Source organism: Rhizobium sp. 01L419 (genome assembly GCF_056400025.1).
Genome location: NZ_JBFTSM010000004.1, coordinates 154,013 through 178,863, shown reverse-complemented (window position 1 = coordinate 178,863; position 24,851 = coordinate 154,013). Strand labels below are relative to the sequence as shown.

General features: G+C 60.4%; 24 protein-coding genes. 7 read left to right on the top strand and 17 right to left on the bottom strand.

Features of this window, described 5'->3' with window-relative positions:
• Window positions 1-53 precede the first annotated feature (53 nt).
• From hemH to AC1DUP_RS10840, 9 genes are all read right to left on the bottom strand, one after another.
• Window positions 54-1,085 carry a ferrochelatase gene (hemH, locus tag AC1DUP_RS10880; protein WP_113310308.1) on the bottom strand — a complete coding sequence of 344 codons (1,032 nt, stop codon included), beginning with the start codon at window positions 1,083-1,085 and terminating at the stop codon, window positions 54-56.
• 126 nt (window positions 1,086-1,211) lie between these two features.
• On the bottom strand, window positions 1,212-3,098 hold the full coding sequence (locus AC1DUP_RS10875; RefSeq protein ID WP_477832653.1) for a 5'-nucleotidase C-terminal domain-containing protein: 1,887 nt from the start codon (window positions 3,096-3,098) through the stop codon (window positions 1,212-1,214).
• 198 nt (window positions 3,099-3,296) lie between these two features.
• A complete protein-coding gene (omp10, locus tag AC1DUP_RS10870) occupies window positions 3,297-3,665 on the bottom strand; it encodes an outer membrane lipoprotein Omp10 (protein ID WP_113296072.1) in 369 nt (122 codons plus the stop codon).
• Between the two features lie 172 nt (window positions 3,666-3,837).
• Window positions 3,838-5,283, bottom strand: a complete 1,446-nt coding sequence (locus tag AC1DUP_RS10865; RefSeq protein ID WP_113296073.1) for a homospermidine synthase — start codon at window positions 5,281-5,283, stop codon at window positions 3,838-3,840.
• A gap of 130 nt (window positions 5,284-5,413) precedes the next feature.
• Window positions 5,414-6,271, bottom strand: a complete 858-nt coding sequence (locus AC1DUP_RS10860) for a heme-dependent oxidative N-demethylase family protein (RefSeq protein WP_477832652.1) — start codon at window positions 6,269-6,271, stop codon at window positions 5,414-5,416.
• Between the two features lie 46 nt (window positions 6,272-6,317).
• Window positions 6,318-6,602: a YciI family protein gene (locus tag AC1DUP_RS10855; RefSeq protein WP_477832651.1), complete on the bottom strand. Its 285-nt coding sequence runs from the start codon at window positions 6,600-6,602 to the stop codon at window positions 6,318-6,320.
• Between the two features lie 2 nt (window positions 6,603-6,604).
• Complete coding sequence (locus AC1DUP_RS10850; protein ID WP_477832650.1) at window positions 6,605-7,234, bottom strand: aminotransferase class IV family protein; 630 nt, start codon at window positions 7,232-7,234, stop codon at window positions 6,605-6,607.
• Complete coding sequence (locus AC1DUP_RS10845; protein WP_477832649.1) at window positions 7,231-8,391, bottom strand: aminodeoxychorismate synthase component I; 1,161 nt, start codon at window positions 8,389-8,391, stop codon at window positions 7,231-7,233. The genes AC1DUP_RS10850 and AC1DUP_RS10845 overlap by 4 nt, the downstream gene beginning before the upstream one ends.
• Window positions 8,392-8,424: 33 nt before the next feature.
• Window positions 8,425-10,278 carry a M3 family oligoendopeptidase gene (locus AC1DUP_RS10840; RefSeq protein WP_477832648.1) on the bottom strand — a complete coding sequence of 618 codons (1,854 nt, stop codon included), beginning with the start codon at window positions 10,276-10,278 and terminating at the stop codon, window positions 8,425-8,427.
• Between the two features lie 306 nt (window positions 10,279-10,584).
• Between AC1DUP_RS10840 and AC1DUP_RS10835 the strand changes: the two genes are divergently transcribed.
• Window positions 10,585-12,129, top strand: coding sequence for a sigma-54-dependent transcriptional regulator (locus tag AC1DUP_RS10835; protein ID WP_113296078.1), 1,545 nt, complete (start codon window positions 10,585-10,587; stop codon window positions 12,127-12,129).
• A gap of 179 nt (window positions 12,130-12,308) precedes the next feature.
• Entirely contained in the window at window positions 12,309-14,186 is a 1,878-nt protein-coding gene (locus AC1DUP_RS10830; protein WP_113296079.1) for a peptidoglycan L,D-endopeptidase MepK, read from the top strand.
• A gap of 160 nt (window positions 14,187-14,346) precedes the next feature.
• Here the strand turns inward: AC1DUP_RS10830 and AC1DUP_RS10825 are convergent, their stop codons facing one another.
• The 3 genes from AC1DUP_RS10825 to AC1DUP_RS10815 form a co-directional block, all read right to left on the bottom strand.
• A complete protein-coding gene (locus AC1DUP_RS10825; RefSeq protein WP_113296080.1) occupies window positions 14,347-14,610 on the bottom strand; it encodes a DUF2312 domain-containing protein in 264 nt (87 codons plus the stop codon).
• An 89-nt stretch (window positions 14,611-14,699) separates the two neighbouring features.
• Window positions 14,700-15,005 carry a DUF1244 domain-containing protein gene (locus AC1DUP_RS10820; RefSeq protein WP_113296081.1) on the bottom strand — a complete coding sequence of 102 codons (306 nt, stop codon included), beginning with the start codon at window positions 15,003-15,005 and terminating at the stop codon, window positions 14,700-14,702.
• Between the two features lie 17 nt (window positions 15,006-15,022).
• Complete coding sequence (locus AC1DUP_RS10815) at window positions 15,023-15,811, bottom strand: N-formylglutamate amidohydrolase (RefSeq protein ID WP_477832647.1); 789 nt, start codon at window positions 15,809-15,811, stop codon at window positions 15,023-15,025.
• 214 nt (window positions 15,812-16,025) lie between these two features.
• Between AC1DUP_RS10815 and AC1DUP_RS10810 the strand changes: the two genes are divergently transcribed.
• The gene (locus AC1DUP_RS10810; protein ID WP_477832646.1) at window positions 16,026-16,499 is read left to right on the top strand and encodes a DUF1036 domain-containing protein; all 474 of its coding nucleotides are present in this window, start codon (window positions 16,026-16,028) and stop codon (window positions 16,497-16,499) included.
• Complete coding sequence (gene pyk / locus AC1DUP_RS10805) at window positions 16,499-17,938, top strand: pyruvate kinase (RefSeq protein ID WP_113296084.1); 1,440 nt, start codon at window positions 16,499-16,501, stop codon at window positions 17,936-17,938. Before AC1DUP_RS10810 ends, pyk begins: the two co-directional genes overlap by 1 nt.
• A 75-nt stretch (window positions 17,939-18,013) precedes the next feature.
• Here the strand turns inward: pyk and AC1DUP_RS10800 are convergent, their stop codons facing one another.
• The 3 genes from AC1DUP_RS10800 to AC1DUP_RS10790 are packed head-to-tail and all read right to left on the bottom strand — an operon-like array spanning window position 18,014 to window position 19,382.
• Window positions 18,014-18,565: a DUF4865 family protein gene (locus tag AC1DUP_RS10800; RefSeq protein ID WP_477832645.1), complete on the bottom strand. Its 552-nt coding sequence runs from the start codon at window positions 18,563-18,565 to the stop codon at window positions 18,014-18,016.
• Window positions 18,562-18,966 (bottom strand): cupin domain-containing protein, encoded by a 405-nt coding sequence (locus tag AC1DUP_RS10795; RefSeq protein ID WP_115036331.1) that lies wholly within the window; start codon window positions 18,964-18,966, stop codon window positions 18,562-18,564. The genes AC1DUP_RS10800 and AC1DUP_RS10795 overlap by 4 nt, the downstream gene beginning before the upstream one ends.
• Window positions 18,963-19,382, bottom strand: coding sequence for a tautomerase family protein (locus AC1DUP_RS10790; RefSeq protein WP_113310297.1), 420 nt, complete (start codon window positions 19,380-19,382; stop codon window positions 18,963-18,965). The genes AC1DUP_RS10795 and AC1DUP_RS10790 overlap by 4 nt, the downstream gene beginning before the upstream one ends.
• 107 nt (window positions 19,383-19,489) lie before the next feature.
• Between AC1DUP_RS10790 and AC1DUP_RS10785 the strand changes: the two genes are divergently transcribed.
• Window positions 19,490-20,422 (top strand): LysR substrate-binding domain-containing protein, encoded by a 933-nt coding sequence (locus AC1DUP_RS10785; protein ID WP_113310296.1) that lies wholly within the window; start codon window positions 19,490-19,492, stop codon window positions 20,420-20,422.
• Window positions 20,423-20,648: 226 nt separating this feature from the next.
• Complete coding sequence (locus AC1DUP_RS10780) at window positions 20,649-21,455, top strand: phytanoyl-CoA dioxygenase family protein (protein WP_477832644.1); 807 nt, start codon at window positions 20,649-20,651, stop codon at window positions 21,453-21,455.
• A gap of 402 nt (window positions 21,456-21,857) precedes the next feature.
• On the opposite strand, the gene AC1DUP_RS10775 is transcribed toward AC1DUP_RS10780, so the two are convergent.
• Window positions 21,858-22,802, bottom strand: coding sequence for a GlxA family transcriptional regulator (locus AC1DUP_RS10775; protein WP_477832643.1), 945 nt, complete (start codon window positions 22,800-22,802; stop codon window positions 21,858-21,860).
• Window positions 22,803-22,930: 128 nt separating this feature from the next.
• On the opposite strand from AC1DUP_RS10775, the gene AC1DUP_RS10770 reads away from it, so the two are divergent.
• Complete coding sequence (locus AC1DUP_RS10770) at window positions 22,931-23,728, top strand: SDR family NAD(P)-dependent oxidoreductase (RefSeq protein ID WP_477832642.1); 798 nt, start codon at window positions 22,931-22,933, stop codon at window positions 23,726-23,728.
• Between the two features lie 55 nt (window positions 23,729-23,783).
• Here AC1DUP_RS10770 and AC1DUP_RS10765 read toward each other — a convergent pair whose 3' ends face one another.
• Window positions 23,784-24,812 (bottom strand): alpha/beta hydrolase family protein, encoded by a 1,029-nt coding sequence (locus AC1DUP_RS10765; protein WP_477832641.1) that lies wholly within the window; start codon window positions 24,810-24,812, stop codon window positions 23,784-23,786.
• Window positions 24,813-24,851: the final 39 nt, after the last annotated feature.

The following is a 24,851-nucleotide window of genomic DNA, read 5'->3' as shown; positions in this document are numbered from 1 at the left end:
CGGGGGACGTCTTTATCTATTGCGGGTCGCCAGAAAATCTGACGCCGCGTCTGTCATGCCCAACCCAGCAGCTCACGGCGCACGACTTTTTCCAGCACCTGCATGCCGTCCTCTCCGTCATTCAAGCACGGAATATGCGCGAACTGCTCGCCGCCATTGTGCTTGAAAGAATGGGCGGCCTGTTCGGCAATCTCCTCCAGCGTCTCCAGACAGTCGGAAACGAAGCCGGGGTTCATGACTGCGATGCGCTTGACGCCGTCCTGCGCCAGCTTCTCGACGGTCTTATCTGTGTAGGGCTGCAGCCATTCTTCCGGCCCGAAGCGGGACTGGAAGGTGACCATGAAGTTCTCCTTCGTGAGACCTAGACGCTCGCGCAGCAGGCGGCCGGTCTTTTGGCACTGACAGTAATACGGATCGCCCTGCTGGAAATAGGAAAGCGGGATGCCGTGGAAGGAAGCGAGCAGCATTTCCGGCTTCCAGTCGAGGGTAGCCAGGTGTTGTTCGACCGACTTCGCCAGCGCTTCGATATAGGTCTCGTCGTCGTGATAGTCAGGCACCGTGCGCAGCGCCGGTTGCCAGCGCATGGTGAGCAGCTTCTGGAAGGCCTTGTCGTTGACGGTTGCCGTGGTGGCGGCGGCATATTGCGGATAGAGCGGGAAGAGCAGGATGCGGTCGCAGCCTTCATCCTTCAGCGCTTCGATGCGCGAGGGAATCGACGGGGTACCGTAGCGCATCGCCCAGTCCACCTTGACGTTTGGCAGGTCCTTCAGCCGGTCGGCCATGAAGTCCGACTGGTTGCGGGTATAGGTGCGCAGCCAGCTTTCATTCAGCTCCTTGTTCCAGATCGTCTCATAGGCCTTGCCGACCTTCTGCGGGCGCGTATTGAGCACGATGCCGAACAGGATCGGATACCATTTCCAGGGCGACCATTCGATGACGCGCTTGTCGGTCAGGAATTCGCGCAGATAGCGGCGCATGGACGTATAATCGGTGCCATCAGGCGTGCCGAGATTGACCAGCAGGACGCCAACCTTGCCGAATTTGACGGCGGGATGGTCCGCCGGGCGGAGTGAAGTATCTGTCATTCTGGCCCCAACGCGCTTTCGTGTCTCGCCGGCTCATACGCAGCCAGCCGATCACGGTTCACCCTATAAGAAGAAAAACCGGCCCGGGGAACCCCGGACCGGCTCTCATGATCGGGACAAATCGTCTTACTTGGGTGGAACCTGGATTTCCTCGCCGATCCGCAGATGACGGGGGTTCGGGCTGCCATTGGCTTCCGACAATTTGCGCCATTCGGCACCGTCGCCGTAGAAGGACTTGGCAAGATCCCAGAAGGTGTCGCCGGCAACGATGACGTGGGTCGAGGGCGTGGCAGGTGCGGCGGCTGCCGGTGCAGGCGTTGCCGGGGCGGGTTCCGTAGCAGGTGCAGGAGCGGTAGGCGCCGGAGCCGGCTCGGCTGATGGGGCCGGAGCGGATGGAGCAGGAGCAGCCTGGGCTATTTCCGTGATGCGACCGTCCGTATAGGGCTTATAGGGCGAGTGGGCGGCGAGATATTCAGCGGTCACGTCGGCCAGATCCGGGCCGAAGTCATAGGCGTTCTGGCCGTCCTTGAAAGCGACATATCCATCGCCGCCGGCGCGCATGAAGTTGTTGGTGGCGACGCCATAGGTTTTGGCATTGTCGATCGGTACGAAATTGTCACCGTCCTTGACCTGGACGTCGCTGATGCGGCTGCCGACCGGCTTCGACTGGTCGAAAGTGAATTTCAGACCGGCGACTTGCGGGAAACGACCGGCGCCCTGGTCGATCTGGCTGACGCCGTTTTCGAGCGCCTTGACAACATCGGCGCCAGTCAGCTGGAAGGTGGCGAGCGTGTTCTGGAACGGCAGCACGGTGATGACTTCGCCCTGGGTGACGTCACCGCCATCTATCGAGGCACGCAGGCCGCCGCCGTTCTGGATGGCAATAGTGACAGCCTGGTTCTTGGTGCGGTCGAGTATGGCATCGGCCACCAGATTGCCCATCGAGCATTCCTTCACGCGGCAGACCTTGCTGTTGCCCTCGATCGGGCTTTCGGAGGAGCCTATTACCTTCTTGCGCAGGTCGTCGATCGGCTTTGCCAGTTCGACAATGCGTGCCGCGACGGCCGGATCCGGCGTGAAAGAGGAATCGATCAGGATCGGATCGCCCTTGGCGTCCTTGACGACGCCGTTGTCATCGAAGCTCACGACGAGATCGCCGAGATATTTGCTGTAGGAGGCTGCCTGCACCACCGGCACCTTGTAGCCGCCGGGGTTGTCAACCAACGTCGGATAGGGGCCTTCGGCCTTCGCGTCGGTGTTCGAGAGCAGGCTGTGCGAATGGCCGCCAACGACCACGTCGACATCGGGGATCTTGGCAATCAAGGCAAGGTCGCGTGGGTAGCCGACATGGGTGAGCGCAATGATCTTGTTGACGCCTTCGCTCTTCAGTTTCTCGACCTCTGCCGTGATGCTCTTGACGTCATCGGCAATCGTCACGTTCGGGCCGGGCGAGGAAAGCTCCGGCGTATCGTTGGTGACGGCGCCGACGATGCCGATCTTCTGACCAGCGATATCGAGCACGAGAGAAGGCTTGATCCGGTCGCCGATCTTGGAGGCGGCACTTGCCTTGACGTTGGCGGTGACGACGGGGAATTGCACCTTGTCGAGGAAGGTCGCGAGCCCATCCTCGCTGTCGTCGAATTCATGATTGCCGACCGTCATGGCGTCGAACTTCATGAGGTTCAGCATTTCGGCTTCAGCCGCGCCCTTGTAGGTCGTGTAGAACAGCGAGCCCTGGAAATTGTCGCCGGCATTGAGCAGGAGCACGTTCTTGCCCGTCAGGGCCTGACGGCGCTGGTCGATCGCTGTCTTCAGGCGTGCCGCGCCACCGAAGCACGCGGTCTTGCCCTCGTCCTCTGCAGAGCACGTGGAATCGAACTTGTTGATCGATTCGATGCGAGAGTGGAAATCGTTGATATGAAGAATATTGAGTTCGTAATCCGCAAATGCGGCGCTTGTGCTCAGCGCCAGAATAGACGCGGTCAAAAGACCGAAGCTGAAAGACTTCGTCATCCCTGTTCTCCTGATTAAAGCCGGGATCTTTACCCCTGATCCTGGCCATCCCTCATGTGGATCATCACCGACAATGCCGGCGCGCGAATGTTTCCACCTGCGTGGATCAACCGCAAGAGGGAAGCTGTGAAGAGGATGGCGCTTTCCAAGAGGGCTGCTGGCAAAAAAGCCGGAAGCCCGCCAATATCAGGAAAGGCTCTAACTGCGGCGGGTCAGGACGAATTGTGCGCCGGCATCCGAGGTGCAGTTCAGCTGGCCGGTCGTGACGAGGGCGCAATTGACCTTCGACTGCGTGTTGCGAACCAGCGAGGTCATGTTGATTTCCACGAGCGTCGGCGACGTCTTGATATAGGTGCCGGAGGCCAGAAGCTGGTTGCTGTCGGTCGTGCGCGTCGTGAAGGTACCACTCTGGAAGGTGGAGACGATACCGTTCGGATCGGCCCAGGTTCCCTCGACACCGGTAGGAGCGGGTGCCGATGCCACGGGGAGGGGGCGCGGGCCGGAGGAAACGCAGGCGGCAAGAGCTGCCGATGCAACCGCAAGAACGAGACCAGTTCTGATTTTCATAAGGCTTCTCCCGGCGAATTTAAGCGGAAGCTATCCGCGACAGTCGCCAAAAACATGGCGCGGACCCTCCGCGAAGGCAAGCCTTCGGCGGAGCCCGTCCGGCATTTAGACAGCAGGCGTTACAAAAATGCCCGCCTCGCAGCGGGCATTTTCGACAGCGTTACGGCAGGGCTCAGCGAACGAGGATGTTCTTGAACTGCCACGGATCCTTGGTGTCGATGTCTTCCGGGAACAGGCCCGGACGGCCGTCGAGCGGGGTCCAGTCGGTATAGTGGCCTTCAACCGGGCCGAGATAGGGCAGCTGCACTTCGAGGCAGCGCTTGTAATCCATCTCGTCGGCTTCAACGATGCCGGCCTTCGGGTTTTCGATGGCCCAGACCATGCCGGCGAGAACGGCCGATGTTACCTGCAGGCCAGTCGCGTTCTGGTAGGGGGCGATGCGGCGGGTTTCTTCCAGCGACAGTCGCGAACCGTACCAGTAGGCGTTCTTGTCGTGGCCGTAGAGCAGCACGCCGAGCTCATCGACACCGTCGACCAGCTCGTTCTCGTCGAGAACGTGGAGAACCGGCTGTGCCTTGCCGCCGTTGCCGAACATCTCATGCAGCGACAGAACCGCGTCGTTGGCGGGATGATAGGCGTAGTGGCAGGTCGGACGATAGGTGACGTCGCCGTCCTTATCCCTGACCGTGAAGAAGTCGGCGATCGAGATCGACTCGTTATGGGTGACGAGGAAGCCGTATTGCGGGCCGGGCGTCGGGCACCAGGTGCGAACGCGGGTGTTGGCGCCGGGCTGTTCGAGGTAGATGGCGGCCTTGTTGCCCTTCTTGTGCTTCTTGGCGTTCTTCGGCATCCAGTTTTCATGGGTGCCCCAGCCGAGTTCTGCCGGCTGCAGGCCCTCAGAGATGAAGCCTTCGACCGACCAGGTGTTCCAGAAGACGTTGAGCGGCTTCGGATGGATGGTGCGCTGCGTATCGCGCTCGGCGATATGAACGCCCTTGACGCCGACCTTCTTCATGAGCTTTGCCCATTCTTCGCGGTCGTCCTGGCCCGGCTCGTCGAATTTCAGGCCGATATCCTTGGCGAGGTTGAGCAGCGCCTGCTTGACGAACCAGGACACCATGCCCGGGTTTGCGCCGCAGGTGGAAACGGCAGTGGTGCCGCCCGGGTTCTTGGCCTTTTCCTTGCGAACGGTTTCGCGCAACGCATAGTTGGTGCGCTCCTCGTTCTTCATGTCCTTGTCGAAATAGAAGCCGAGCCAGGGCTCGACGACGGTATCGATGTAGAGCACGTCAAGCTTGCGGCAGAGCTTGATGATGTCGAGCGACGAGGTATCGACCGAAAGGTTGACGCAGAAACCCTGGCCTTCGCCTTCGGTCAGGAGCGGCTTCAGCAGTTCCTTGTAATTGTCCTTCGTCACGTGCGCCTGGATGTGCTTGACGCCGTGCTTTTCCAGAATGTGGGCATCGTCCGTGCGCGGGTCGATGACAACCATCCGGCTCTTGTCGAACTTGAAGTGGCGCTCGATCAGGGGCAGCGTGCCGCGGCCGATGGAGCCAAAGCCGATCATGACGATCGGACCGGTAATTTCGCCATATACCGGATAGTTCTGTTCCGTCATTCTTTTCTCCTGTGGAAGGGAACGAAGGCTTTCAGCCTAAAGAATTCATGTGAAAATGCGACGAAGGTCGCGAAGTGACCGGCTCTAATCACAAAATGACGTCACAATAAAGAGCGTTCCCCTGCAAAGGTCAAATATCGGACCTACAAAGCGCCCGCAATTTCCCCACGAGCTCGGCTCTTTGCACGGCCAGGCCCTTGTAGGCAGCCTGCTGATCATCGAGCGATTCCAGCTGATCGGCGAAACTTGCTGCGAGTTTCTGCGCCTGCGGATGGCGGGCAATGACAGCAACCGGATCGATATAGATGCGGATGGTGAAAAGGATATCGCCTGACGCGGCAAGCCTGCGCAGGGTCTGGCGTTCGACGCGGATGAAGCGCTCCTCCAGCGTGAAGGCTTCGGTGTAAGGCGGCCGGCGATGTTTCGAGACGGGGAGGAAGAGATCGGCCGTGGTGTTAACCGACCAGTTCAGCCGCTCGACTGGCTGGTCAACCCGCAGATTGTCGAAGATGCGGGTAATAAGCGCCGCATTGCGTGTGCCTTGGCTAAAGTCCGGCACGTCAGCATGGATCTCGTGCATCGGGCGGCTGAACTTTTCGCGCAGCGACCACGAAGAGGGAAAGGCGACGTGGGCGGCAACGAGATGCCAGCCATCGGCCTTGCGGCGCATGAGGACAAGATCATCCTGAACGAGCGAACCGGCCTTGAAGAGGGGCGGTAGGGCCGAGGTGTCGTGACGGTGCATTGCCGGATGCCGCTCGCCGAGGTGAGCGAGAAGAAGATCCAACGCCTCCTGCTGGGCGGTTTCCGTTCTTTCTTCAGCGACGAAAATGTCGTCGAAGCGCTCGCCAGCCAGCCGCGCTTTTTCCTTGAGGTAGCGTTGCAGATCGTCGTCGGGCTCGATCCAGCGGTGGGGATCGAGCGGTATCAGACCGATGGTGAAAGGCCGTGCCGAGCCGTGATAGGGCGTATAAGTCGGAAGTTTCATCGCCGCTCYTTTTTGAGCCTGACGAGCAAAAGGCGCGGTTCGTGACTCAGCGCTTCAAAGCCTCCAGCCCGTCCGTCACCGTCGTCAGCGCAACTTCGGTGATGTCATATTCGGCGACGCCATGGACGGTGAAGGGGTCGGTTGCCACATAGGCTTCGATCTCGGCGCGGTCGCCGACGGCAAGGATGACGCCGCCGGTGCGCGGCACCTTGCGGCCGGAGGCGAGGAACCAGCCTTTGGCATATCCTTCCTTCACCCAGGCCATATGCGGCTCCATATGTTTGTCGGCCTCTTCGTTCGGCTTCACATAGGTCAGGGCGAGGATCAGCATGTTCAGTCCTTTTGCAGCGTGGCGCGGATCAGACCGCGCAGCGAATTTCCGACGTAAAGCCTGCCCTTGTCCAGATCTTCGAGCGTGATGCGCCCGACGCGCGCTTTGCGCTGGCAGATGAGCTCGGTACGCAGCACGCCGGCGAGCAGGCCGCAGGAGATCGGGGGCGTGCGAAGAATGCCGGAGCCATCATCGAGGAAGACGGAGGTGATGGTGCCTTCGCAGACCTCTTCCCGTTCGTTGAGCAAGATGACTTCGTTTGCCTGTTGCTGTGTGAACTCGGCGCGTGCTGCCTCGTAGACGCTACGGCGCGTGGTCTTGATGCGCAGCAGCCTGTCGGCGGAATCGAGGCGGGTGCTGGCGATACGGAGGGTCCAGACAGCGTCGGGCGGAAGCGGCGCGAAGGGTGCCGTGGTAACGTCGATGTGGCCCTGATGGTTAAAGGTCAGCCTGACACGGCACGGTTTATTTCCCCCCTTTATCGCTTCCTCCAGCCTCATGGTCGTATCCAGCGGCTCGGGAAAGCCGATGCGGCGGGCGGAACGAGAGAGGCGGGCGAGATGCAGGCGCAGGCGAATGAAGCCTTCATCCGGTTGCCAGCGCAGCGTTTCGATCAGTGAGAAATCCGTCATCGGGCGATCCATTGGTCGCCGACGGCGAAGCGGGCCTTGAGCAAACATTCCTCATATTCGGCTTCAGCCGTGGAATCGAAGACGATGCCGCCTCCAACGTTGAAGATTGCCTTGCCGCTATCGAATAGCGTCATGGTGCGGATGCCAACGGAGAAGCGCATGGCGCCACCCGGCGAGATCATGCCGATCGCGCCACAATAGGCATCACGCGGCGTGTCTTCGAGATCGTGGAGGATTTCCATGGCACGGATCTTCGGCGCGCCGGTAATCGAGCCGCAAGGGAAGAGCGCCGCGAATATGTCGCGTATGGAAAGATCGGGCAGGAGCTTTGCCTGCACATGACTCACCATCTGGTGGACGGTGGGATATGTCTCGATCTCGAAGAGCTTGGGAACATCGAGCGTGCCGACTTCGGTGATGCGCGAGATATCGTTGCGTAAGAGGTCGACGATCATGCGGTTTTCCGCTTGCGTCTTGATGTCGGCCTTCATGGCTTCGACGATTTCGGCATCTTCGGCCGGTGTCGCACCCCGCTTTGCAGTGCCTTTCATCGGGTGCGTCTCGATCCAGCCATCTTCATCGATGCGGAAAAACAGTTCCGGCGAGCGGGAAAGAATGATGGGGCCGCCGAGATCAGCCAACGCACCGTATTTGACAGGCTGGCGATCGATCAGTGACCAGAAGGCGGCGAGCGGGTCGCCGTTCCAGCGGGCTTCGATCGGCATCGTCAGATTGGCCTGATAGATATCGCCGAGGCGGAGGTGGCGGTGGAGGCGTTCAAAACGCTCTTTATATATATAGAAATTCCAGGCTGCCTTCGGCGCGGTCAGGAACTCCTCGTTTTCCTGCCGCTGTCGCGGTGTCGCGAGTGGATGACTTTCCGGCTGAGGCGCATCGAAGACGCCGAACAGCAGCAAGGGCGTCTCCCGGTTCTCTTCGGCGAAGGAGGCAAGCTTGCTTTCGAAGAGATGGCCAGCCTCATAGGCGATGTAACCGGCAAGCCATTTTCCGGCTCTGCGCGCTTCTTCCATCCGCTCCAGCGCCGGCAGGAATTCGGCGTGCGTGCGAGCAACGATCATGCGTTGCGGACCGGCGAAGAGCATGACTTCGCCGGTCGTATCGTCCCGGAACAGGATGAATGGTTCGGAGGCTGCCATTGCCTTTCCAGTGAGGTGCGGGCTCGGGCAGCCTTATGCCTTGTCCAACGCCTCGAGTTCGTCGATCAGCCCTTCGATCATCGACAGGCCCTTGCTCCAGAAGGAGGGATCTGTCGCATCGAGGCCGAAGGGCTCCAGCAGTTCGGCATGATGCTTGGTGCCGCCGGCCCTCAGCAGTTCGAAATACTTCTCCTGAAAGCCCTTCTCCGCCTTCTGATAGACGGCGTAGAGCGAGTTCACCAGACAATCGCCGAAGGCATAGGCATAGACATAGAAGGGCGAATGGATGAAGTGGGGGATATAGGCCCAGTAGGTCTCGTAGCCCTCGGAAATCTTGATCGCCGGGCCGAGGCTTTCGGACTGGATCGAAAGCCAGAGCTCGCCGATATCGTCGGCGGTCAGTTCACCGGCCTTGCGGGCAGTGTGGACCTTGCGCTCGAATTCGTAGAAGGCGATCTGGCGCACGACCGTGTTGATCATGTCTTCGACCTTCTGGGCGAGCATTGCCTTGCGTTCGCGGTTGTCAGCCGTGCGGTTGAGCAGCGCGCGGAAGGTCAGCATCTCGCCGAAGACGGAAGCGGTCTCGGCGAGCGTCAGCGGTGTCTGACACATGAGTGCGCCTTGTGCACCGGCAAGAACCTGATGCACGCCATGCCCGAGCTCGTGGGCAAGCGTCATGACATCGCGCGGCTTGCCCATATAATTGACGAGCACGTAGGGATGCGCGGAAGGCACAGTCGGATGGGCGAAGGCGCCGGGCGCTTTGCCGGGGCGAACGGGCGCATCGATCCACTGTTCATCAAAGAAGCGCCTGGCGATATCAGCCATTTCCGGCGCGAAGTTGCCGTAGGCGGAAAGCACCGTGTCCTTGGCTTCGGACCAGGAGATGATGGCGTTTGAAGTTTCCGGAAGCGGCGCATTGCGATCCCAGAAATTCATCTGCTCCATGCCGAGCCACTTGGCCTTCATTTTGTAATAACGATGCGAAAGACGCGGATAGGCTTCCTTGACGGCCGCGGCCAGAGCATCGACCACCTCGCGCTCGACGCGGTTTGCCAGATGGCGGCTATCGGCGATGTCTTCGAAGCCGCGCCAGCGATCGGCGATTTCCTTGTCCTTGGCGAGCGTATTGGTGATGAGCGTGAAGATGCGGATATTGGTCTTGAAGGTTTCGGCGAGCGCCATCGCCGCCTTGCGGCGCACTTCGGGATCCTTTTCCTGCAGCATGTTCAGCGCCACTTCGAGCGGCAGCTTTTCCCCGTCGATTTCGAAGCGCAGTTCCGCCATCGTTTCATCGAAGAGACGATTAAAGGCGGCAGCGCTCGTCATCGACTTTTCGAGGAAAAGCTGCTCCAGCTTATCTTCGAGCTGATAGGGCTTGTCCTTGCGCAGATCGACCAGCCAGGGACGGTAATGGCCGGCAAGCGGATCGTTCGCCATGCAGGCATCGATCACCGCATCGTCGATGCGGTTCAGCTCCAGCGCGAAGAAAAGCAGGCGGCCGGAATATTCTGTCAGTTTGGTCTGAACGTCGCCGTATAGCTTTCCGTTTGCCGGATTGGAGGTATCAGAAAAATAGGTGAGGCCGGCGAAGGAGCCGAGGCGGCCCATGATGTCGTCGAGCGCCTCATATTCCTTCAGCGCCTGGCCGATGCCTTCCTCGCCCTTCTTCACGGCGGCCTCGGCAAGCTTGCCCTTCCATTTGTCTTCAAACGCGGAAGCGGCCTTGCCAGCCTTTTCCATATCGGCGACGAAGGCGGTGGAGATGGCCGAGGGGTAGAGGTCCTGCAGCTTCCAGGTCGGAAGGTCGCCCAGAGCCGGGGCTGCCGCTGCGGCGGGAGCCGTTGCCGAAAGGTGAAGATCGGCGTGCGCAAGCGTGTGTCTCATGGGACGGTTCCTCTTTTTATAACAGGTTTGACTGTCTACAGCATCGGCCCGAAAATCGGAATCGATTTTCGGAAAGCCTGATGCGCAGTTTCAAAAAGACAGAGCGTCCTTTGCGCGTCCGAATGGACGCGCGGCGCTCTGGGCGCCGGAAGGCCCGGCATCAAGGGGTTTCCAGCGCTCGAAAGGCCCTGTTACGGCACGAAAACGGCCTGTCCTAACAGTTAAAATGCAATTGTTTCTCAAAACTGGATGTTCAAGCCTTTCTGTCAGGGTGCGCTCTAAGGTTTCGCATGAAGTGAGGCGACAATGACCGGTTACAATGAGCTCAAAGCAGCAGGGCAGATCCTCGTGGTCGAGGACGATCCCGTGCAGCGCCGTCTGCTCAAGAACGCGATCGAGCGTAGCGGCCATGTGGTGCATCAGGCCGAGAACGGCCGCATCGGGCTGGAGATGGTGAAGCGCGATCCAGGCCTTTTCAATGTCATCGTGCTCGATCTGATGATGCCGGAAATGACGGGCCTCGAATTCCTCGAAGCCCTGCATGATTTCGGCACGCAAATTCCGGTCATCGTCCAGACCGGGCAGGGTGGCATCGAGACGGTCGTGCAGGCCATGCGCGCCGGTGCTTTTGATTTCGTCGTCAAGCCGGTCTCTCCGGAACGCATCAACACATCCATTTCCAATGCGATGAAGCTCGACCAACGCGAGGTGAAGGCCCGTGTCGGCCGCAGATCGCGTGCCGGCTCCGTCGGCTTCGACGACATCGTTTCGGCAAGCCCGGCGATGATCCGCGTCATCGATCTGGCGCAACGCGCCTCGCAGTCCAATATCCCGGTTGTGCTCGAAGGCGAATCGGGCGTCGGCAAGGAATTGGTGGCGCGCGCAATCCAGTCGGCAGGTGACAGGGCCAACAAGCCGTTCGTCACGGTCAATTGTGGCGCCATCCCGCACAATCTCGTCGAAAGCATTCTCTTCGGCCATGAAAAAGGTGCCTTCACAGGTGCTACCGAAAAGCATATCGGCAAATTTATGGAAGCCGACGGCGGCACCATTTTCCTCGATGAGATCGGCGACCTGCCGCTCGAAGTGCAGGTCAAGCTGCTGCGGGCCGTTCAGCAGGGCGAGATCGAAACCGTAGGCGCCCGTACGGCGCACAAGGTCAATGTCCGCCTCATCTCGGCGACGAACAAGGATCTTATCGAAGAGGTCAAGAATGGCCACTTCCGCGAAGACCTCTATTACCGCCTGAACGTCTTCCCGATCACCATTCCAGCACTGCGCAAGCGCAAGGAAGATATTCCGAATCTGGTCCGCGTCTTCACCGACCGCTTCTCGAGCGAGCAGAAGAACGGCCGCCGCATGACGGTCAACGCGGGTACGCTGGCGATGCTGACCTCCTATGATTGGCCGGGCAATATCCGCCAGCTCGAGAACGCGATCTTCCGCGCCGTGGTGCTTGCCGAGGGTCCCGAGCTGACCGAATCGGACTTCCCGCAGATTGCCGCCCAGCTTCCGAACTACGAGGTCGTGGATCACCTGGCACTTGTCGCCGACAATTCGCATCTCGATCCGGACGCCGAATTCCCCGAGGATTATCAGGCAGTATCCGTCGCCGAGACGATGCGCCGCGTGCCCGAGGCCTCCGACAGCGCGATCCCGAGCGTCAATCAGGCCGGAGATGTGCGCCGTCTTGCCGATGTCGAGGAAGAACTGATTCGTTTCGCGTTGAAGTTTTATCGCGGACAAATGAGTCAAGTGGCAAGAAAGCTAGGTATTGGCCGATCCACACTTTATCGGAAGCTCAAGGATTACGGTATCGATCCCGATAATCCTCAGAAAGATGCGGCATAGAGGCGTTTTTATTAAGAATAAGGCAACCACGTTTGGTTACCCGCCATAAACCACTTGTTAGCGGCCCGTTCACTATGTAAAGAAAAGGTTGATCATGTGTGGCATTTTTGCCATCGTGTGACCGCAATTGACAGCCATTTGAGGCAGTACGGGACATTGACTGTCTGACGGGGATCGAGTTGCCGAATCTGAATGGGAATACCAAGCCTTCGCGCTTGAGCTGGCGCTTGTCGTGCGCCAAGATTGGCGGAAAGGCAATTAGGACGGCAGCGGCCGCCCTGATTGCACTCGCGGTTTCCTCACCGGTATTCGTAAGCACACCGTCTCAGGCCGCCGGGGACACCCGCAGTCTGAAGCTCTATTTCATCCATACCGGCGAAAAGGCAGTCATCACCTACAAGCGCAACGGCAGGTTCGACCCGAAGGGTCTTGAGCAGCTCAACCGCTTTCTGCGCGACTGGCGCAAGAATCAGCCGACGAAGATGGACCCGCGTCTCTTCGATCTCATCTGGGAAGTTTATCGTCAGTCGGGCTCCAGGGATTATATCAACGTCGTCTGCGGTTTCCGTTCGCCAGGCACCAACGAGATGCTGCGTGGACGTTCGCGCAATTCCGGCGTCGCCGAAAAGAGCCAGCACATGCTCGGCAAGGCGATGGACTTCTTCATTCCCGACGTGAGGCTCGCTACGCTGCGCGGTATCGGCATGAAGATGCAGGTTGGCGGTGTCGGCTTCTATCCGAAGTCCGGTTCGCCCTTCGTACATATGGATGTCGGCGGCGTTCGCGCCTGGCCGCGCATGAGCCGCGACGAATTGGTCAGGCTCTTCCCTGACGGTAACACCATTCATATTCCAGCCGACGGTAAGCCGCTGCCGGGCTACCAGCAGGCAATGGCCGATTATAAGCGCCGCGTGGCGAACGGCAGCCAGATCATGATGGCCAGCTCCTCCGGTTCCGCTTCGGATGAAGAGCCTCGCAAGCAAAAGACACTGTTTGCTGTCCTGTTTGGCGGTGGCGCCGACGAGGAAGAGGATAATTCGGAGGATAGCGCACCGGTGGCTGTCGCCAAGGCCACGCCGCCGAAGGCTGAGGCTGTTCCGGCTGCAGAACCGCAGCCACAGACCGAAGTCGCAAGCCTGAATGCACCGGTGCCGCAGGTTCGTCCGGCTTTCAGCAACCAGCTTGCAGGCAACGAGGTTGCGAATGCTTTGGTGCCGCCGTCTGCGGCTAATGCCGCCCAGCAGGCGCTTGCCGCCATGCCGGCAGGCCAGCCGCAGGAGCCTGAGCATTTCGCCGACCTCAGCGCCTACAGCATTCCGGTTCCTTCTCTTCTCGGCCAGCGCCGCGCTCCAGGTGATGCCCAGATCGCCTCCGTCGATCCGAACCTGATGTCGACAGGCGTTCCGACCCCGGCCGAACGCCCAGCCGTCGCCGAAAACCTGCTCGCTGCACAGAATGCCGATCCGGAAGCGGCAGAGGATGAGGCCGATCAGGATACGCTTTCGCCTGCCATGGCGGCTGCGCTTGCAAAGCAGCAGGATGAGGCCGGTGAAGCGCAGGTAGCCGCGAACGCGCCTTCGGAGCCACAGACCGTGGAGCAGGCGATCAACGCTGCTGCGCCTGCAAAGGTGCCGGCTCTCGATAAGCCGCCGCTGCAGCTTGCAGCGCTGGTGCCGATGACCAAGTCTGCTAGCTTCGCTGAACCTGTCCAAGCGCCGAAGTCAGCTGTCGTCAACAGCTCGATCGCACAGGGTCTGCCCGCCAAAGGCGGTCGTCCGACGAAGCAGGAAGCGGCAGTTGCCGACGAAAGCCGCCAGACGATGCGCACCGAGCCGAAGCTGACGCAGAAGATGATCTCGCAGTGGGCTCTCACCAACGCCCGCCTGGAAATGGCTTCCAAGAAGGTGCAGGCACCACGTTTCGTCAGTCAGACGCTGCGTGCCCAGCCGACGGCGGTCTATGCCGAAGGCTTCGTGAAGACGGCTTCTGTCGATCCGGACCGCTTCAGCGGCACGGCTGTCAACTTCATGGAAGTGCGCAAGTTCAACACGCGCTGATGCGTTTATATTCCGAACAGGCATGGGGCCGCCGGGCAATGTCCGGCGGCTTTTGTCTTTGCGGACGAAGGCAAGGCGACAATTGGCGGAGACTGTTGCCGACCAAAAGAAAAGCCGCCGTAAACGGCGGCTTTCATGAAGAGCGGTGGAGTTTTTATCCTCAGCCTTCTGGCGGGGCTTCGATCATGCCGAGCGCGGCGAGGTAGGTGTCGAGGATTGCTTCCTCTTCCATACGCTCCTGCTCGTCCTTCTTGCGCAGCGCGATGACCTTCTTGAGAATCTTGGTGTCGAAGCCGGTTCCCTTGGCTTCGCCGTAGACGTCCTTGATGTCGTCGGCGATGGTCTTCTTTTCTTCTTCCAGTCGTTCGATGCGCTCGATGAAAGCGCGAAGCTGGTCGCGGGCGACGCCATGAGCATCAGACATCGTATTCTCCTGATTGGGATGATTAATTTTGGATGCACGTGACTGCCGCGAAGCGGCGTCGTGGTCAAGCCTCTTGATGGGCCACAAGCCTATTTATGCGGGTTGTTCACCTCAAAAGCTGCCTTTTGCACAGGCGATGCCTCCTTCTGGTGAAGGTCCTTCCAGTCTTCGTAAGGCATGCCGTAGACGATCTCGCGCGATTCGTCCTTGGTGACGGCGACACCTTCGGCCTCCGCAGCCTCACGATACCAATTGGAAAGACAGTTACGGCAGAAGCCGGCAAGATTCATCAGGTCGATGTTCTGCACATCGGTGCGTTCGCGAAGATGCGCAACGAGGCGGCGGAAGGCGGCAGCCTCGAATTCCGTCTGCTGTTCCTTGCTGAGCGTGGTCATGGGCCAAGTCCTTTCACTCAATAGGGGCCGGTGCGTGAAGCATGCACGCTGTATGCATGAAGGGCCGGTTCGGCATTCATGTCTGCAAAGACAGGGGCCAGACGCGCTGCCCATTCCTCGATGCCTGCCTCATCGCCGATGAGGTCCTGGCGTACTTCCAGAAGCGCGTGCGGAATGCCCGTAATCATGCAATGGCGGTACATGGTGTCACCCTTCAGCGCACCATCATATGGGTCGTTGTCACCGACGACGAGATCGGGATCGGCCCGTAGTTTTTCAAGCAATGGGGCCACAGCGCGGCGGTCGCTGTCCCAAAGTACCGCTGCATGCCAAGGGCGGGGAACGCCCTTCCAGGCGGGTGTAAAGGAGTGCAAGGAGAGTACGAGCGGCGCTTTGCCGGTCGTATTCGCCACCCTGTCGATCGTCTCCGACACTGCATTGTGATAAGGTCTGTGGAAGGCCTCGATCCGGTAATTCCACTCTTCTTCGGTGATCGGATGATTGCCGGGGATGATGGCGCCGTCCGAGATCTTCATGATCAGGGTCGGATCGTCTTCGCCTCTGTTCGGATCGATCAGCAGGCGCGAAAAACCGCCGAGAACACCGGGGACGCCCAGTTTTGCGCAAAGCCGGCGCGTGAGGCCTTCGATTCCGATGTCGTAGGCGATGTGCCTGACAAAGGCGCTTTCCGGCAGGCCGAGCCGGCCATATCCTTCGGGCAGGCGGTTCATGGCATGATCTCCAAGGATCACCATGCCTTTGTCATGTTGGCCGGTTAGGATTTCGAAGGATTGGAAGCGGTGCATCAGGAAATTGCCAATTGTCAGTTCTCGTCTTCGGGCAGTGATCGCATGCGCCTTCGGTCGGTTCAAGCGCGATAGGCGGGCTGGCGCGGCAAAATGCGCCCAACGGGCGGTTATGAAAGGAAATATAATCGATTAGCATTGCGTTGACTTTCGCTTGACGGCGGCGCAAGAAGACACGGATAACGAATAACCGTGGAGCTATTTGGGAGCCGTGTTGATCCAAGCCGCGCCAAGTTTCCTCACGCGGTCCGGACCGCTGGTCCGTCTCGCATTGTTCGCTCTTGCAGCCGTCTCGCCGTTCTTCATCGCTGATGCCGCGCGCGCGGATTTCCGTGTATGCAACGGTACGCAAAATCTGGTTGGCGTTGCGATCGGATACCGCGCGAAAGACGGCTGGATCACGGAGGGATGGTGGCAGGTACCGGCAACGACCTGCGCCACGTTGATCGAGGGAGAACTGCAGTCGCGTTATTATTACCTCTACGCAGAAGACGCCGCCCGCGGAGGCCGATGGACGGGTGATGTGCAGATGTGCGTAGCGGAAAATGAATTCAAGATCTCGGGTGTGCAGGACTGCTATGCCCGCGGTTATCAGAAAATGGGTTTCAAGGAATACGATACGGGCCGCCAGGGAAGCTGGATGGTTCAACTCTCCGACACCCCAGGGACGCAAGAAAGCCAGAATTGATGAAGCGTAACCGCAAAGTTAAAATCCTCGCCACCCTCGGCCCCGCCTCCTCCGAGGAATCGATGATCGAGAAGCTGCATCAGGCGGGTGCGGATATCTTCCGCATCAACATGAGCCATGCGAGCCATGACGTGATGCGTACGCTGGTGCAGCGCATTCGCGCCGTCGAAGCTCGTTCGGGCCGGCCGATCGGCATTCTGGCCGACCTGCAGGGTCCGAAGCTTCGCGTTGGCAAGTTTGCCGATGTGAAGGTTGAGCTGAAGCCCGGCCAGACATTTACGCTCGACAACAACGATACCCCCGGCGACAACACCCGCGTGTTCCTGCCGCATCCTGAAATTCTGGAAGCCGTTCAGCCGGGCCACCGCCTGCTCATCGACGACGGCAAGCTGGCACTGCGCGCCGAAAAGTGCGACGGCAAGAGCATTGTTACGACCGTCGTCGCCGGTACCAGCATTTCCGACCGCAAGGGCGTCAGCCTGCCTGACACGCTGCTTGGCGTCGGAGCGCTGACCGACAAGGACCGTGTCGACCTCGACGCGGTTCTCGCGACCGACGATGTCGACTGGGTGGCGCTGTCCTTCGTTCAGCGGCCCGACGACCTTGCCGAAGTGCGCAAGATCGCCCGTGGCCGCGTCGGCATTATGTCGAAGATCGAGAAGCCGCAGGCTCTGGAACGCATCGAAGAAATCATCGAGCTGTCCGATGCGCTGATGGTCGCCCGCGGCGACCTTGGTGTCGAAATGCCGCTCGAAGCCGTTCCGGGTATCCAGAAGCAGCTTATCCGGTCCTGCCGCCGTTCGGGCAAGCCCGTTATCGTCGCCACGCAGATGCTGGAATCGATGATCTCGTCGCCGGTTCCGACACGCGCCGAAGTTTCGGACGTGTCCATCGCCGTCTTCGAAGGCGCCGACGCGATCATGCTGTCGGCAGAATCAGCTTCCGGCGCCTATCCGGTCGAAGCCGTCTCGATGATGGCGTCGATTGCGAGCACGGTTGAGAAGGATCCGCATTATCCGGGCATCATCTACGCGCAGCGCGCCCAGCCGGAAGCAACCGGTGCGGATGCCATCTCGCTTGCTGCCCGCCAGATTGCCGAGACGCTGAAGCTGTCGGCCATCGTCTGTTACACCTCGTCCGGTACGACGGGTCTGCGCGCCTCGCGCGAGCGTCCGCAGGTGCCGATCATCGCGCTTTCGCCGATCATCAAGACGGCTCGCCGCCTTTCGATCGTCTGGGGCATGCATTGCGTCGTCACCCATGACGCGACCGACCTTGACGATATGGTCAACCGCGCCTGCCGCATCGTGGCTGCTGAAGGCTTCGGCAAGCCGGGCGACCGCATCATCATCTCGGCCGGCGTGCCGCTCGGCACACCGGGCGCGACCAACATGCTGCGCATCGCCTATATCGGCTCCGACGGCCAGAGTGGCATCTGATCGTTTTTCAGGCTTGAAATAGTAAAGAGCGCTCCTCGAAAGAGGGGCGCTTTTTGTTTTCCGATTTGGATGTCGTCAGCCGCGAGAGAGGTGGCAGACGCGATAGATCTGGTTGGTGCCTGAGGCGGGCGGGGCTTCTGCGTAAAGGCCGAAGCGCACCATCGTCCAGTCATGGGGATCGAAGGCGGCGATGCGGGCGAGAACGTGTCTGCCGCGGGCTTCCTGCTGTGCCAGGTCAATCTCCTGCTGTCGCAAGTCGGGCAGAGACGCATGCGGTTCGATGGCGAGGTATTCGCTATCGGCAAAGCGGCCGTTGGCAAGGTCCGATAAGGCATGCGCATGCCAGACGATCCAGTTGCGGATGCGCGGCCGGCCGAAGGCGTCTGTCAGCGCGGCAAAGCCTGGGCCGCAGATGAAGTCGGCGGCGCCTTCCGGCTGATCCCAGAGATAGAAGGGCGCATAGAGGTTCTTCCGGCTGCCGAATTCACCGCGGCGGGCGCTCAGGAAGGCCTTGAAGCCGAGATGCTGGAAGCCGTCCATCGCCGGCCCCTTGTCGCGGATGCGGCGGTCGATGATCTCCATATCGTAGTCGGCAGGCAGGGTGAAGGAATATTGCATCGCCATCATCGCTGAGGTTCCACTCTGTCAGACCAATCGACGAAGCGCCCCTTCTCGAAGCCCTGGATACTGAGGTAGCTGAAGGGGCTGTCGGGTGTCGCTCCATGCCAGTGAAGCTCATCGGCTGCGAACCATTTGGCGTCGCCGGTTCTGACTTCCTCGATTGCTTTTCCCTCCCGCTGCACAAGGCCGACGCCGGAGAGAACATAGAGAAGCTGGCCGCGCGGATGCGTGTGCCAGTGCGTGACGGTGGCAGGATCCAGTGTTGCGCGCATGGCCGTGTTTTCGCCATCGATCTGGCTGTCGAGCAGCATTTCGACCCAGAAGGGCGCATTCGAAATGCCCTCGGGTGCACGGACGGCATTGCCGGGACGGCGGATCGTCATCGTCTTGGGATTGGCCTCGTTCATACCGGAACTCCTGATGCGCGCGCTTCCCAGCCAGATTCGGCCATCTGCGCCAGCCCGTCGCCGAAGGACCATTCGTCCGGTTCGCTGGTCGAGATGACGATCATCACGTCTTGCGGGCGCAGGCCGGGCGATTGCTGCAGCAGTTCGACTGCCCGGCGGAAGAGAGCCTTGCGCATCTCGGTCGTGCGCGGCTTGCCGGTGGTGATCGAAATCAGCACGAAATCATCCGAGCGCGGACCCGCGAGGTAGTTGCGATCGAAGATCAGTTCGCCCGGTTCGTGCTGGTGGATGATCTGGAAGCGGTCGGCCGGCGGCACATTGAAGGTCTCGACCATGGCCTTGTGGATGCTGTCCGAAAGGGCGTGCAGATAATCCGGCGACTTGCCTTTCAGAAGGGAGATGCGAGCGAACGGCATTGGAAGCCTCCTTGTTGTGTGTCTTGACAGAGAAAGCATCTCACGTCACGATAATGCAGAAAATCAGAATTTTATGGACTTATAATCCTGAAAATTGGGATAATTGGATGAGGCGGATTACCTTCGATCTGGATGTGCTGAGGACCTTTGCGACGGGCATGGATCTCGGCAATTTCGCCAGGGCGGCGGATCGGCTGGGACGATCGACATCCGCCGTCAGTGCGCAGCTCAAGAAGCTGGAGGAGCAGGCCGGCACGCCGATCTTTCGCAAGTCGGGACGCGGGCTGGCGCTGACGGAGGCCGGCGAGACGATGCTTGCCTATGCCCGGCGGCTACTGGAACTGAATGACGAGGCGGTGGCGGCAGTTCAGCGTGTCGAGCTGGAAGGCTGGGTGCGGCTCGGGCTGCAGGAAGACTTTGGCGAGAACCTGCTTCCCGAGGTGCTTGGACGCTTCGCGCGGGCACATCCGAAGGTGCGCATCGAAGCGCGCGTGGTGCGCAATGCCGAGCTTCTGGAACGCGTGACGACAGGCAAGCTCGATCTCGCGCTTGCCTGGAGCGTCGGTACTTTGACCGCGCATTGTGAGCATATCGCCGATGTGCCGATGCGCTGGATCGGCCCGGCAAATGACCTGCAGGCATGGACGAGGGCAAGTGGCGAGCCGATGCCGCTTGCTTCGCTCGAAGCGCCCTGCCTGCTCAGGAATGCCGCGACGAAGGTGCTGGATGAAGCCGGCATTTCCTGGCGGCTCTCTTTCGTCAGTCCGAGCCTCGGCGGTCTCTGGGCTGCGACCGCGGCGGGACTAGGTATCACCGTGCGTACGCCGATCGGACTGCCTGCCAAGGTGCGGATGCTGGCACCCGGCGAAGCGGGCCTGCCGGAATTGCCGAAACTCGGGCTGGTCTTGCATCGGGCAGAGGCCGAGCCCGATGCCGCAACGGCGCGGCTGGCTGAGCTGGTGCTACAGTCGGTGCATGAAGCGGTGAGGGATGTTTCCATGCCATCCGATCATGAGAGAGGATTGCGAAGGGTCGGGTGAAGTGTTGACGCTTCCTGCTGAAGCCGATAGCCTTTCATGACTATGAAAATGATCGCTCTCAACATCGCTACGGTCTTCTTCTTGAGCCTCTAAGGCTCTGCCCTCGGGCAAAGGAAGATGCGGCCACTTCACCAGCCGATTGGCTGGCGCGTTGCCGTGGATTGTAACCACCCTGCATCCGGCCAATGGACAATGCCGGCAGGGTTTGGCGATAGAGAGATATTTCATGACATCTACTGGTTACCCGCCGGCGCTCAGCGCCGAGCAGATCGAGCAGTTCATCGAAGACGGCTTCGTGCGGATCGATGATGCTTTTCCCCGCGACGTGGCCGCGGAAGCCCGCGCCATCATGTGGCGGGATATTCCCTTCGACCCCGAGGATCCTAAAAGCTGGGTGCAGCCGGTCGTCCGGCTTGCCGGCTATGGCGGCGGCCCGTTCGAGACAGCGGTCAACACGCCTGTGCTGCATTCGGCTTTCGATCAGCTCGTCGGTAAGGGGCGCTGGGAGCCGCGCAGCGGTCTAGGCAGTTTTCCGGTCCGCTTTCCGCATCCGGATGACCCTGGCGATGCCGGCTGGCATGTGGATCTGAGCTTTCCGGGAGAGGATGGAAACCCGGGCGAGCAGCGGGATTTTTCCGCCTGGCGGGTCAATGTCAACTCGCGGGGACGGGCACTCCTGATGCTCTTCCTGTTCTCGGATGTCGGCGAAGAAGACGCGCCGACGCGGATCCGGGTCGGATCGCATAAGGATGTAGCAAGGATGCTGGAGCCGGCCGGCGAAGCGGGCATGGCGCATCTGTGGCTGGAGCATGTCGGCGAGGACAGACCGCTTGCTCTGGCGACGGGGCAGGCGGGCACGGTTTATCTGTGCCATCCGTTCCTCATCCATGCGGCGCAGATGCATCGCGGCAAGGAGCCGCGCTTCATGGCCCAACCCGGTCTTTCGCCAACGGAGCCGCTGAAGCTTGTGCGTGAGGACGGCGCCTATTCGCCTGTCGAAATCGCCATCCGCAGGGCGCTCCAGCAAGGTTGAGGCGTGTCGTAAAACGCTGCGTAGCTTTGCGCGGCACGACAGGAGTGGAGGAGGTTGCTTCGTATCGGAACCTCCTCCACTTCAGGGAACCTCCGCCGCAAGATGCTCTGATACAAGAAGAGGGCGCCATTTTGTGCTCAAACGTGGGCTTGGTGGCGGAGGTTCACCTTTAATGGAGGAGGTTCGGCGGAGGTTGCCTCCGCCGGCTTAACATGTTGATATATATTGATTTAAATTGGGTGGAGGAGGTGGCGGAAGTTATTTTGGCAAACCTGCCGGAAGCCACTTATTCCGTTAGTTATGGTGCTGGTATAGCGACGCTTACGGCGACTCTTGGAAAAACGCATTTAACCTCCGCCACCCCCTCCACGGCCGGAGAGGATGCTCAGTTTGCCTGTTACATCACGCCTGCAGTTCCTGCTGTGCAGCCCGGCGGATCGCCTGTGGCGGCTGGCCGAAGGCGCGCAGAAAGGCACGACGCATGCGCTCGCGATCGGCAAAGCCGGTTTCGCGGGCGACGGTATCGATCGGATGGCGGCCTTGTTCCATCATCAGGCGGGCGGCCTCCAGCCGCAGGTTCTCGACCGCTTTTGCCGGTGATTGGCCCGTTTCGGCGCGGAAGGCACGGCTGAACTGGCGCGGGCTCAGATGCGCGGCTTCGGCCAGTTCCTCCACCGAGAGCGTGGATTTCAGATTGCTGCGCGCATGCGCAAGCGCCTTCTGGATACGGTCGGATTTCGGCTCCAACTCCAGAAGGGCGGAAAACTGCGACTGACCGCCAGCGCGGCGATGGTAGACGACGAGCTTGCGGGCAACGGCGCGGGCGATCTCCAGGCCATGGTCTTTCTCGACCATTGCCAGCGCCAGATCGACACCCGCCGTCATGCCCGCCGAGGTCCAGACGGAACCGTCGATGATATAGATGCGGTCTTCCTCCATCCGGATCTCGGGGTACCGGCTCTGCAGCTCGCGGGCGAGATACCAATGGGTCGTGGCACGGCGGCCGTCGAGAACGCCGGCATCGGCGAGCAGAAAAGCACCGGTGCAGATCGAGGCGAGGCGGCGGGTGGCGGGAAGTGCTGCGCGAATGAAATCCGCCTCGGCTTCATTGGGCAGTTTGATATCGGGCGCGCCGGCGACGATCAACGTGTCGAAGCCGGGATCGCCGAAAGCCTCCGTCTCCATGATCATGCCGAGCGAATTGGCGATCGGGCCGCCGGTCTCGGAGAGATAATGGACGTCATAGACCTTCTCGCCGAGCTCGATATTGGCGAATTCGAAGGCCGAGACTGCGGCAAGGCTCATGATCTGAAAGCCGGGAAAGAGCAGGAAAGCAATTTGCTGCATCGTGTCATGTCCTTAAAGGAGGCTGTCCTAAAAGGTGGTATATATGACATTTAGGACATTAGCAATTGGGCGTAAAACTCTCCTCAAGCGCAAGCAATCGGGCCGGCGCATGAGACGGAGAAACGATCATGGCACATGAACATAAGGGTACGGCGCTGGTTACGGGCGCATCGTCGGGCATCGGCGCTGTTTACGCGCACCGGTTGGCAAAGCAGGGCTATAACCTCATCCTCGTCGCCCGCAACACTGAGCGGCTGAAGGCGCTGGCAAGCCGGCTGACCGATGAAACGGGCCGCACGGTCGAAACGATTTCCGCCGATCTCGGCAAGAAGGATGATCTCGCGAAGGTGGAGAAGGTCCTGAAGGAAGATCAGAGCATAACCCTGCTGGTCAACAATGCCGGCTTCGGCGGCACCGCGCCGTTGCTCAACTCCGACATCGACAAGATGCAGGAGATGATCGAACTCAACGTGACCGCCCTGACACGGCTGACCTATGCCGCCGTGCCAGGCCTCGTTGCCCGTGGCGGTGGGACGATCATCAACATCGCCTCGATCGTGGCGATCGCGCCCGAGGTCCTGAACGGTGTCTATGGTGGCACGAAAGCCTTCGTGCTGGCCTTCAGCCAGTCGCTGAAGCATGAGCTTGCCGACAAGAATATCCGTGTCCAGGCAGTATTGCCGGGCGCTACCGCCACGGAATTCTGGGGCATTGCCGGCACGCCGGTCGAACATCTGCCGGGCGAGATCGTCATGTCGGCGGAAAACATGGTCGATGCTTCGCTGGCAGGTCTTGCCGAGGGTGAATTTGCGACGATCCCGGCGCTCGAAGATGCCGGCTTGCTTGCTGCCTACGAACAGGCCCGCCAGGCGCTGATGCCGAACCTGTCGCGTTCGGCTCCGGCTCCGCGTTACAAGATCGTCTGAGGACGATCGATAGAGAACAACATCGTCCGCGGCAGGTCGCTGCGGACGATGTTTTCTATTGAGGAAGATCCGCGCGGAAGGCGGCTGCGACATTCTCTGCGAGGCGATCGTGGATAGCGGTCCGGCTTATTCCCTCGGGATCGTCACAAAGAGGCTCTTCACCTTCTTCCCGAAGGATGGCGGCGCCCGACGGCTTGCATTCGCTAAAGGCGCTGTATTGCGAAGCATCGCTCAGAAGATCGAACTGCGCGCCGGGTATGGCGTCCTTCAGGCCTGACGCGCGTAGCCCAGGCCAGATCGTTGGCGGCGTGCCGAGATTGATCAGGCGGACGGGGATCGATAGGCGCTTGAGGCTGTCGGGTGCGAAATTCACGCCGAATTCAGGATCGATGACGACGGCCGCCTTCACCCGCGGATCGAGATGAGAGCGAGCGATATTTTGCGGATCGATGGAATGAAGATCGATGCCGGCGCTCGCGAATTCGGCGCAGTCGACGCCTGTGCCGCCGGGGTCGCAGGAGCGTGCGAAGCTTTCCGGATCGAGGCGACCGCCTGCGAGGAAAAGTGCTGACGTTCCGCCGACGAGAAACCCCAGCACGCCGATACGATCGTGGTCTATCTGGACAGGCAATGTGCTGCGCTTCTCGATCGCCGTCAGCGCCGCCGAGAGATCGGCAGGCCGCAGCCATATTTCGTGGAGGCTCTCCTCGCTCGTCATCGTCTGAGGATCTGGCTGGCGCATCATTGCGACCACGAAGCCTTTGGATGCGAGGCGCGATGCCATCCAGGCGCCGATGAACGGGCCGGATTTCAGGCCGCCGTGGGAAAGCAAAATCAAGGGATGACTGCCGGCAGCGGCCGGCGCGTCCTGTTGCGCGGCCTCGCCTTTGAAAAGCGGACTGTCGCCAATCAGGATAGACGCTCCGCCTGCCATCGCCGGATACCAGAGCGTGATGTCCATGGTACCGCCGCGTTCCGGCACGGGAACCGGGAGGAGAGACAGGCCGATCGTGTCGGCCGCATGTGCCGGGGTGTTGGTGGCAAGGAGGCAGGCCGACAGCAGCAGGGTGAGAAGATGTCTCATAGAAACCTCGGAACGAAGACCGCCACATGACGGCAAGAC

Bases quoted from the DNA above. Each gene is read 5' to 3' on its own strand.
- hemH (WP_113310308.1), bottom strand. From the start codon at position 1,085: ATGACAGATACTTCACTCCGCCCGGCGGACCATCCCGCCGTCAAATTC.
- AC1DUP_RS10875 (WP_477832653.1), bottom strand. From the start codon at position 3,098: ATGACGAAGTCTTTCAGCTTCGGTCTTTTGACCGCGTCTATTCTGGCG.
- omp10 (WP_113296072.1), bottom strand. From the start codon at position 3,665: ATGAAAATCAGAACTGGTCTCGTTCTTGCGGTTGCATCGGCAGCTCTT.
- AC1DUP_RS10865 (WP_113296073.1), bottom strand. From the start codon at position 5,283: ATGACGGAACAGAACTATCCGGTATATGGCGAAATTACCGGTCCGATC.
- AC1DUP_RS10860 (WP_477832652.1), bottom strand. From the start codon at position 6,271: ATGAAACTTCCGACTTATACGCCCTATCACGGCTCGGCACGGCCTTTC.
- AC1DUP_RS10855 (WP_477832651.1), bottom strand. From the start codon at position 6,602: ATGCTGATCCTCGCCCTGACCTATGTGAAGCCGAACGAAGAGGCCGAC.
- AC1DUP_RS10850 (WP_477832650.1), bottom strand. From the start codon at position 7,234: ATGACGGATTTCTCACTGATCGAAACGCTGCGCTGGCAACCGGATGAA.
- AC1DUP_RS10845 (WP_477832649.1), bottom strand. From the start codon at position 8,391: ATGGCAGCCTCCGAACCATTCATCCTGTTCCGGGACGATACGACCGGC.
- AC1DUP_RS10840 (WP_477832648.1), bottom strand. From the start codon at position 10,278: ATGAGACACACGCTTGCGCACGCCGATCTTCACCTTTCGGCAACGGCT.
- AC1DUP_RS10835 (WP_113296078.1), top strand. From the start codon at position 10,585: ATGACCGGTTACAATGAGCTCAAAGCAGCAGGGCAGATCCTCGTGGTC.
- AC1DUP_RS10825 (WP_113296080.1), bottom strand. From the start codon at position 14,610: ATGTCTGATGCTCATGGCGTCGCCCGCGACCAGCTTCGCGCTTTCATC.
- AC1DUP_RS10820 (WP_113296081.1), bottom strand. From the start codon at position 15,005: ATGACCACGCTCAGCAAGGAACAGCAGACGGAATTCGAGGCTGCCGCC.
- AC1DUP_RS10815 (WP_477832647.1), bottom strand. From the start codon at position 15,811: ATGCACCGCTTCCAATCCTTCGAAATCCTAACCGGCCAACATGACAAA.
- pyk (WP_113296084.1), top strand. From the start codon at position 16,499: ATGAAGCGTAACCGCAAAGTTAAAATCCTCGCCACCCTCGGCCCCGCC.
- AC1DUP_RS10800 (WP_477832645.1), bottom strand. From the start codon at position 18,565: ATGATGGCGATGCAATATTCCTTCACCCTGCCTGCCGACTACGATATG.
- AC1DUP_RS10795 (WP_115036331.1), bottom strand. From the start codon at position 18,966: ATGAACGAGGCCAATCCCAAGACGATGACGATCCGCCGTCCCGGCAAT.
- AC1DUP_RS10790 (WP_113310297.1), bottom strand. From the start codon at position 19,382: ATGCCGTTCGCTCGCATCTCCCTTCTGAAAGGCAAGTCGCCGGATTAT.
- AC1DUP_RS10785 (WP_113310296.1), top strand. From the start codon at position 19,490: ATGAGGCGGATTACCTTCGATCTGGATGTGCTGAGGACCTTTGCGACG.
- AC1DUP_RS10780 (WP_477832644.1), top strand. From the start codon at position 20,649: ATGACATCTACTGGTTACCCGCCGGCGCTCAGCGCCGAGCAGATCGAG.
- AC1DUP_RS10775 (WP_477832643.1), bottom strand. From the start codon at position 22,802: ATGCAGCAAATTGCTTTCCTGCTCTTTCCCGGCTTTCAGATCATGAGC.
- AC1DUP_RS10770 (WP_477832642.1), top strand. From the start codon at position 22,931: ATGGCACATGAACATAAGGGTACGGCGCTGGTTACGGGCGCATCGTCG.
- AC1DUP_RS10765 (WP_477832641.1), bottom strand. From the start codon at position 24,812: ATGAGACATCTTCTCACCCTGCTGCTGTCGGCCTGCCTCCTTGCCACC.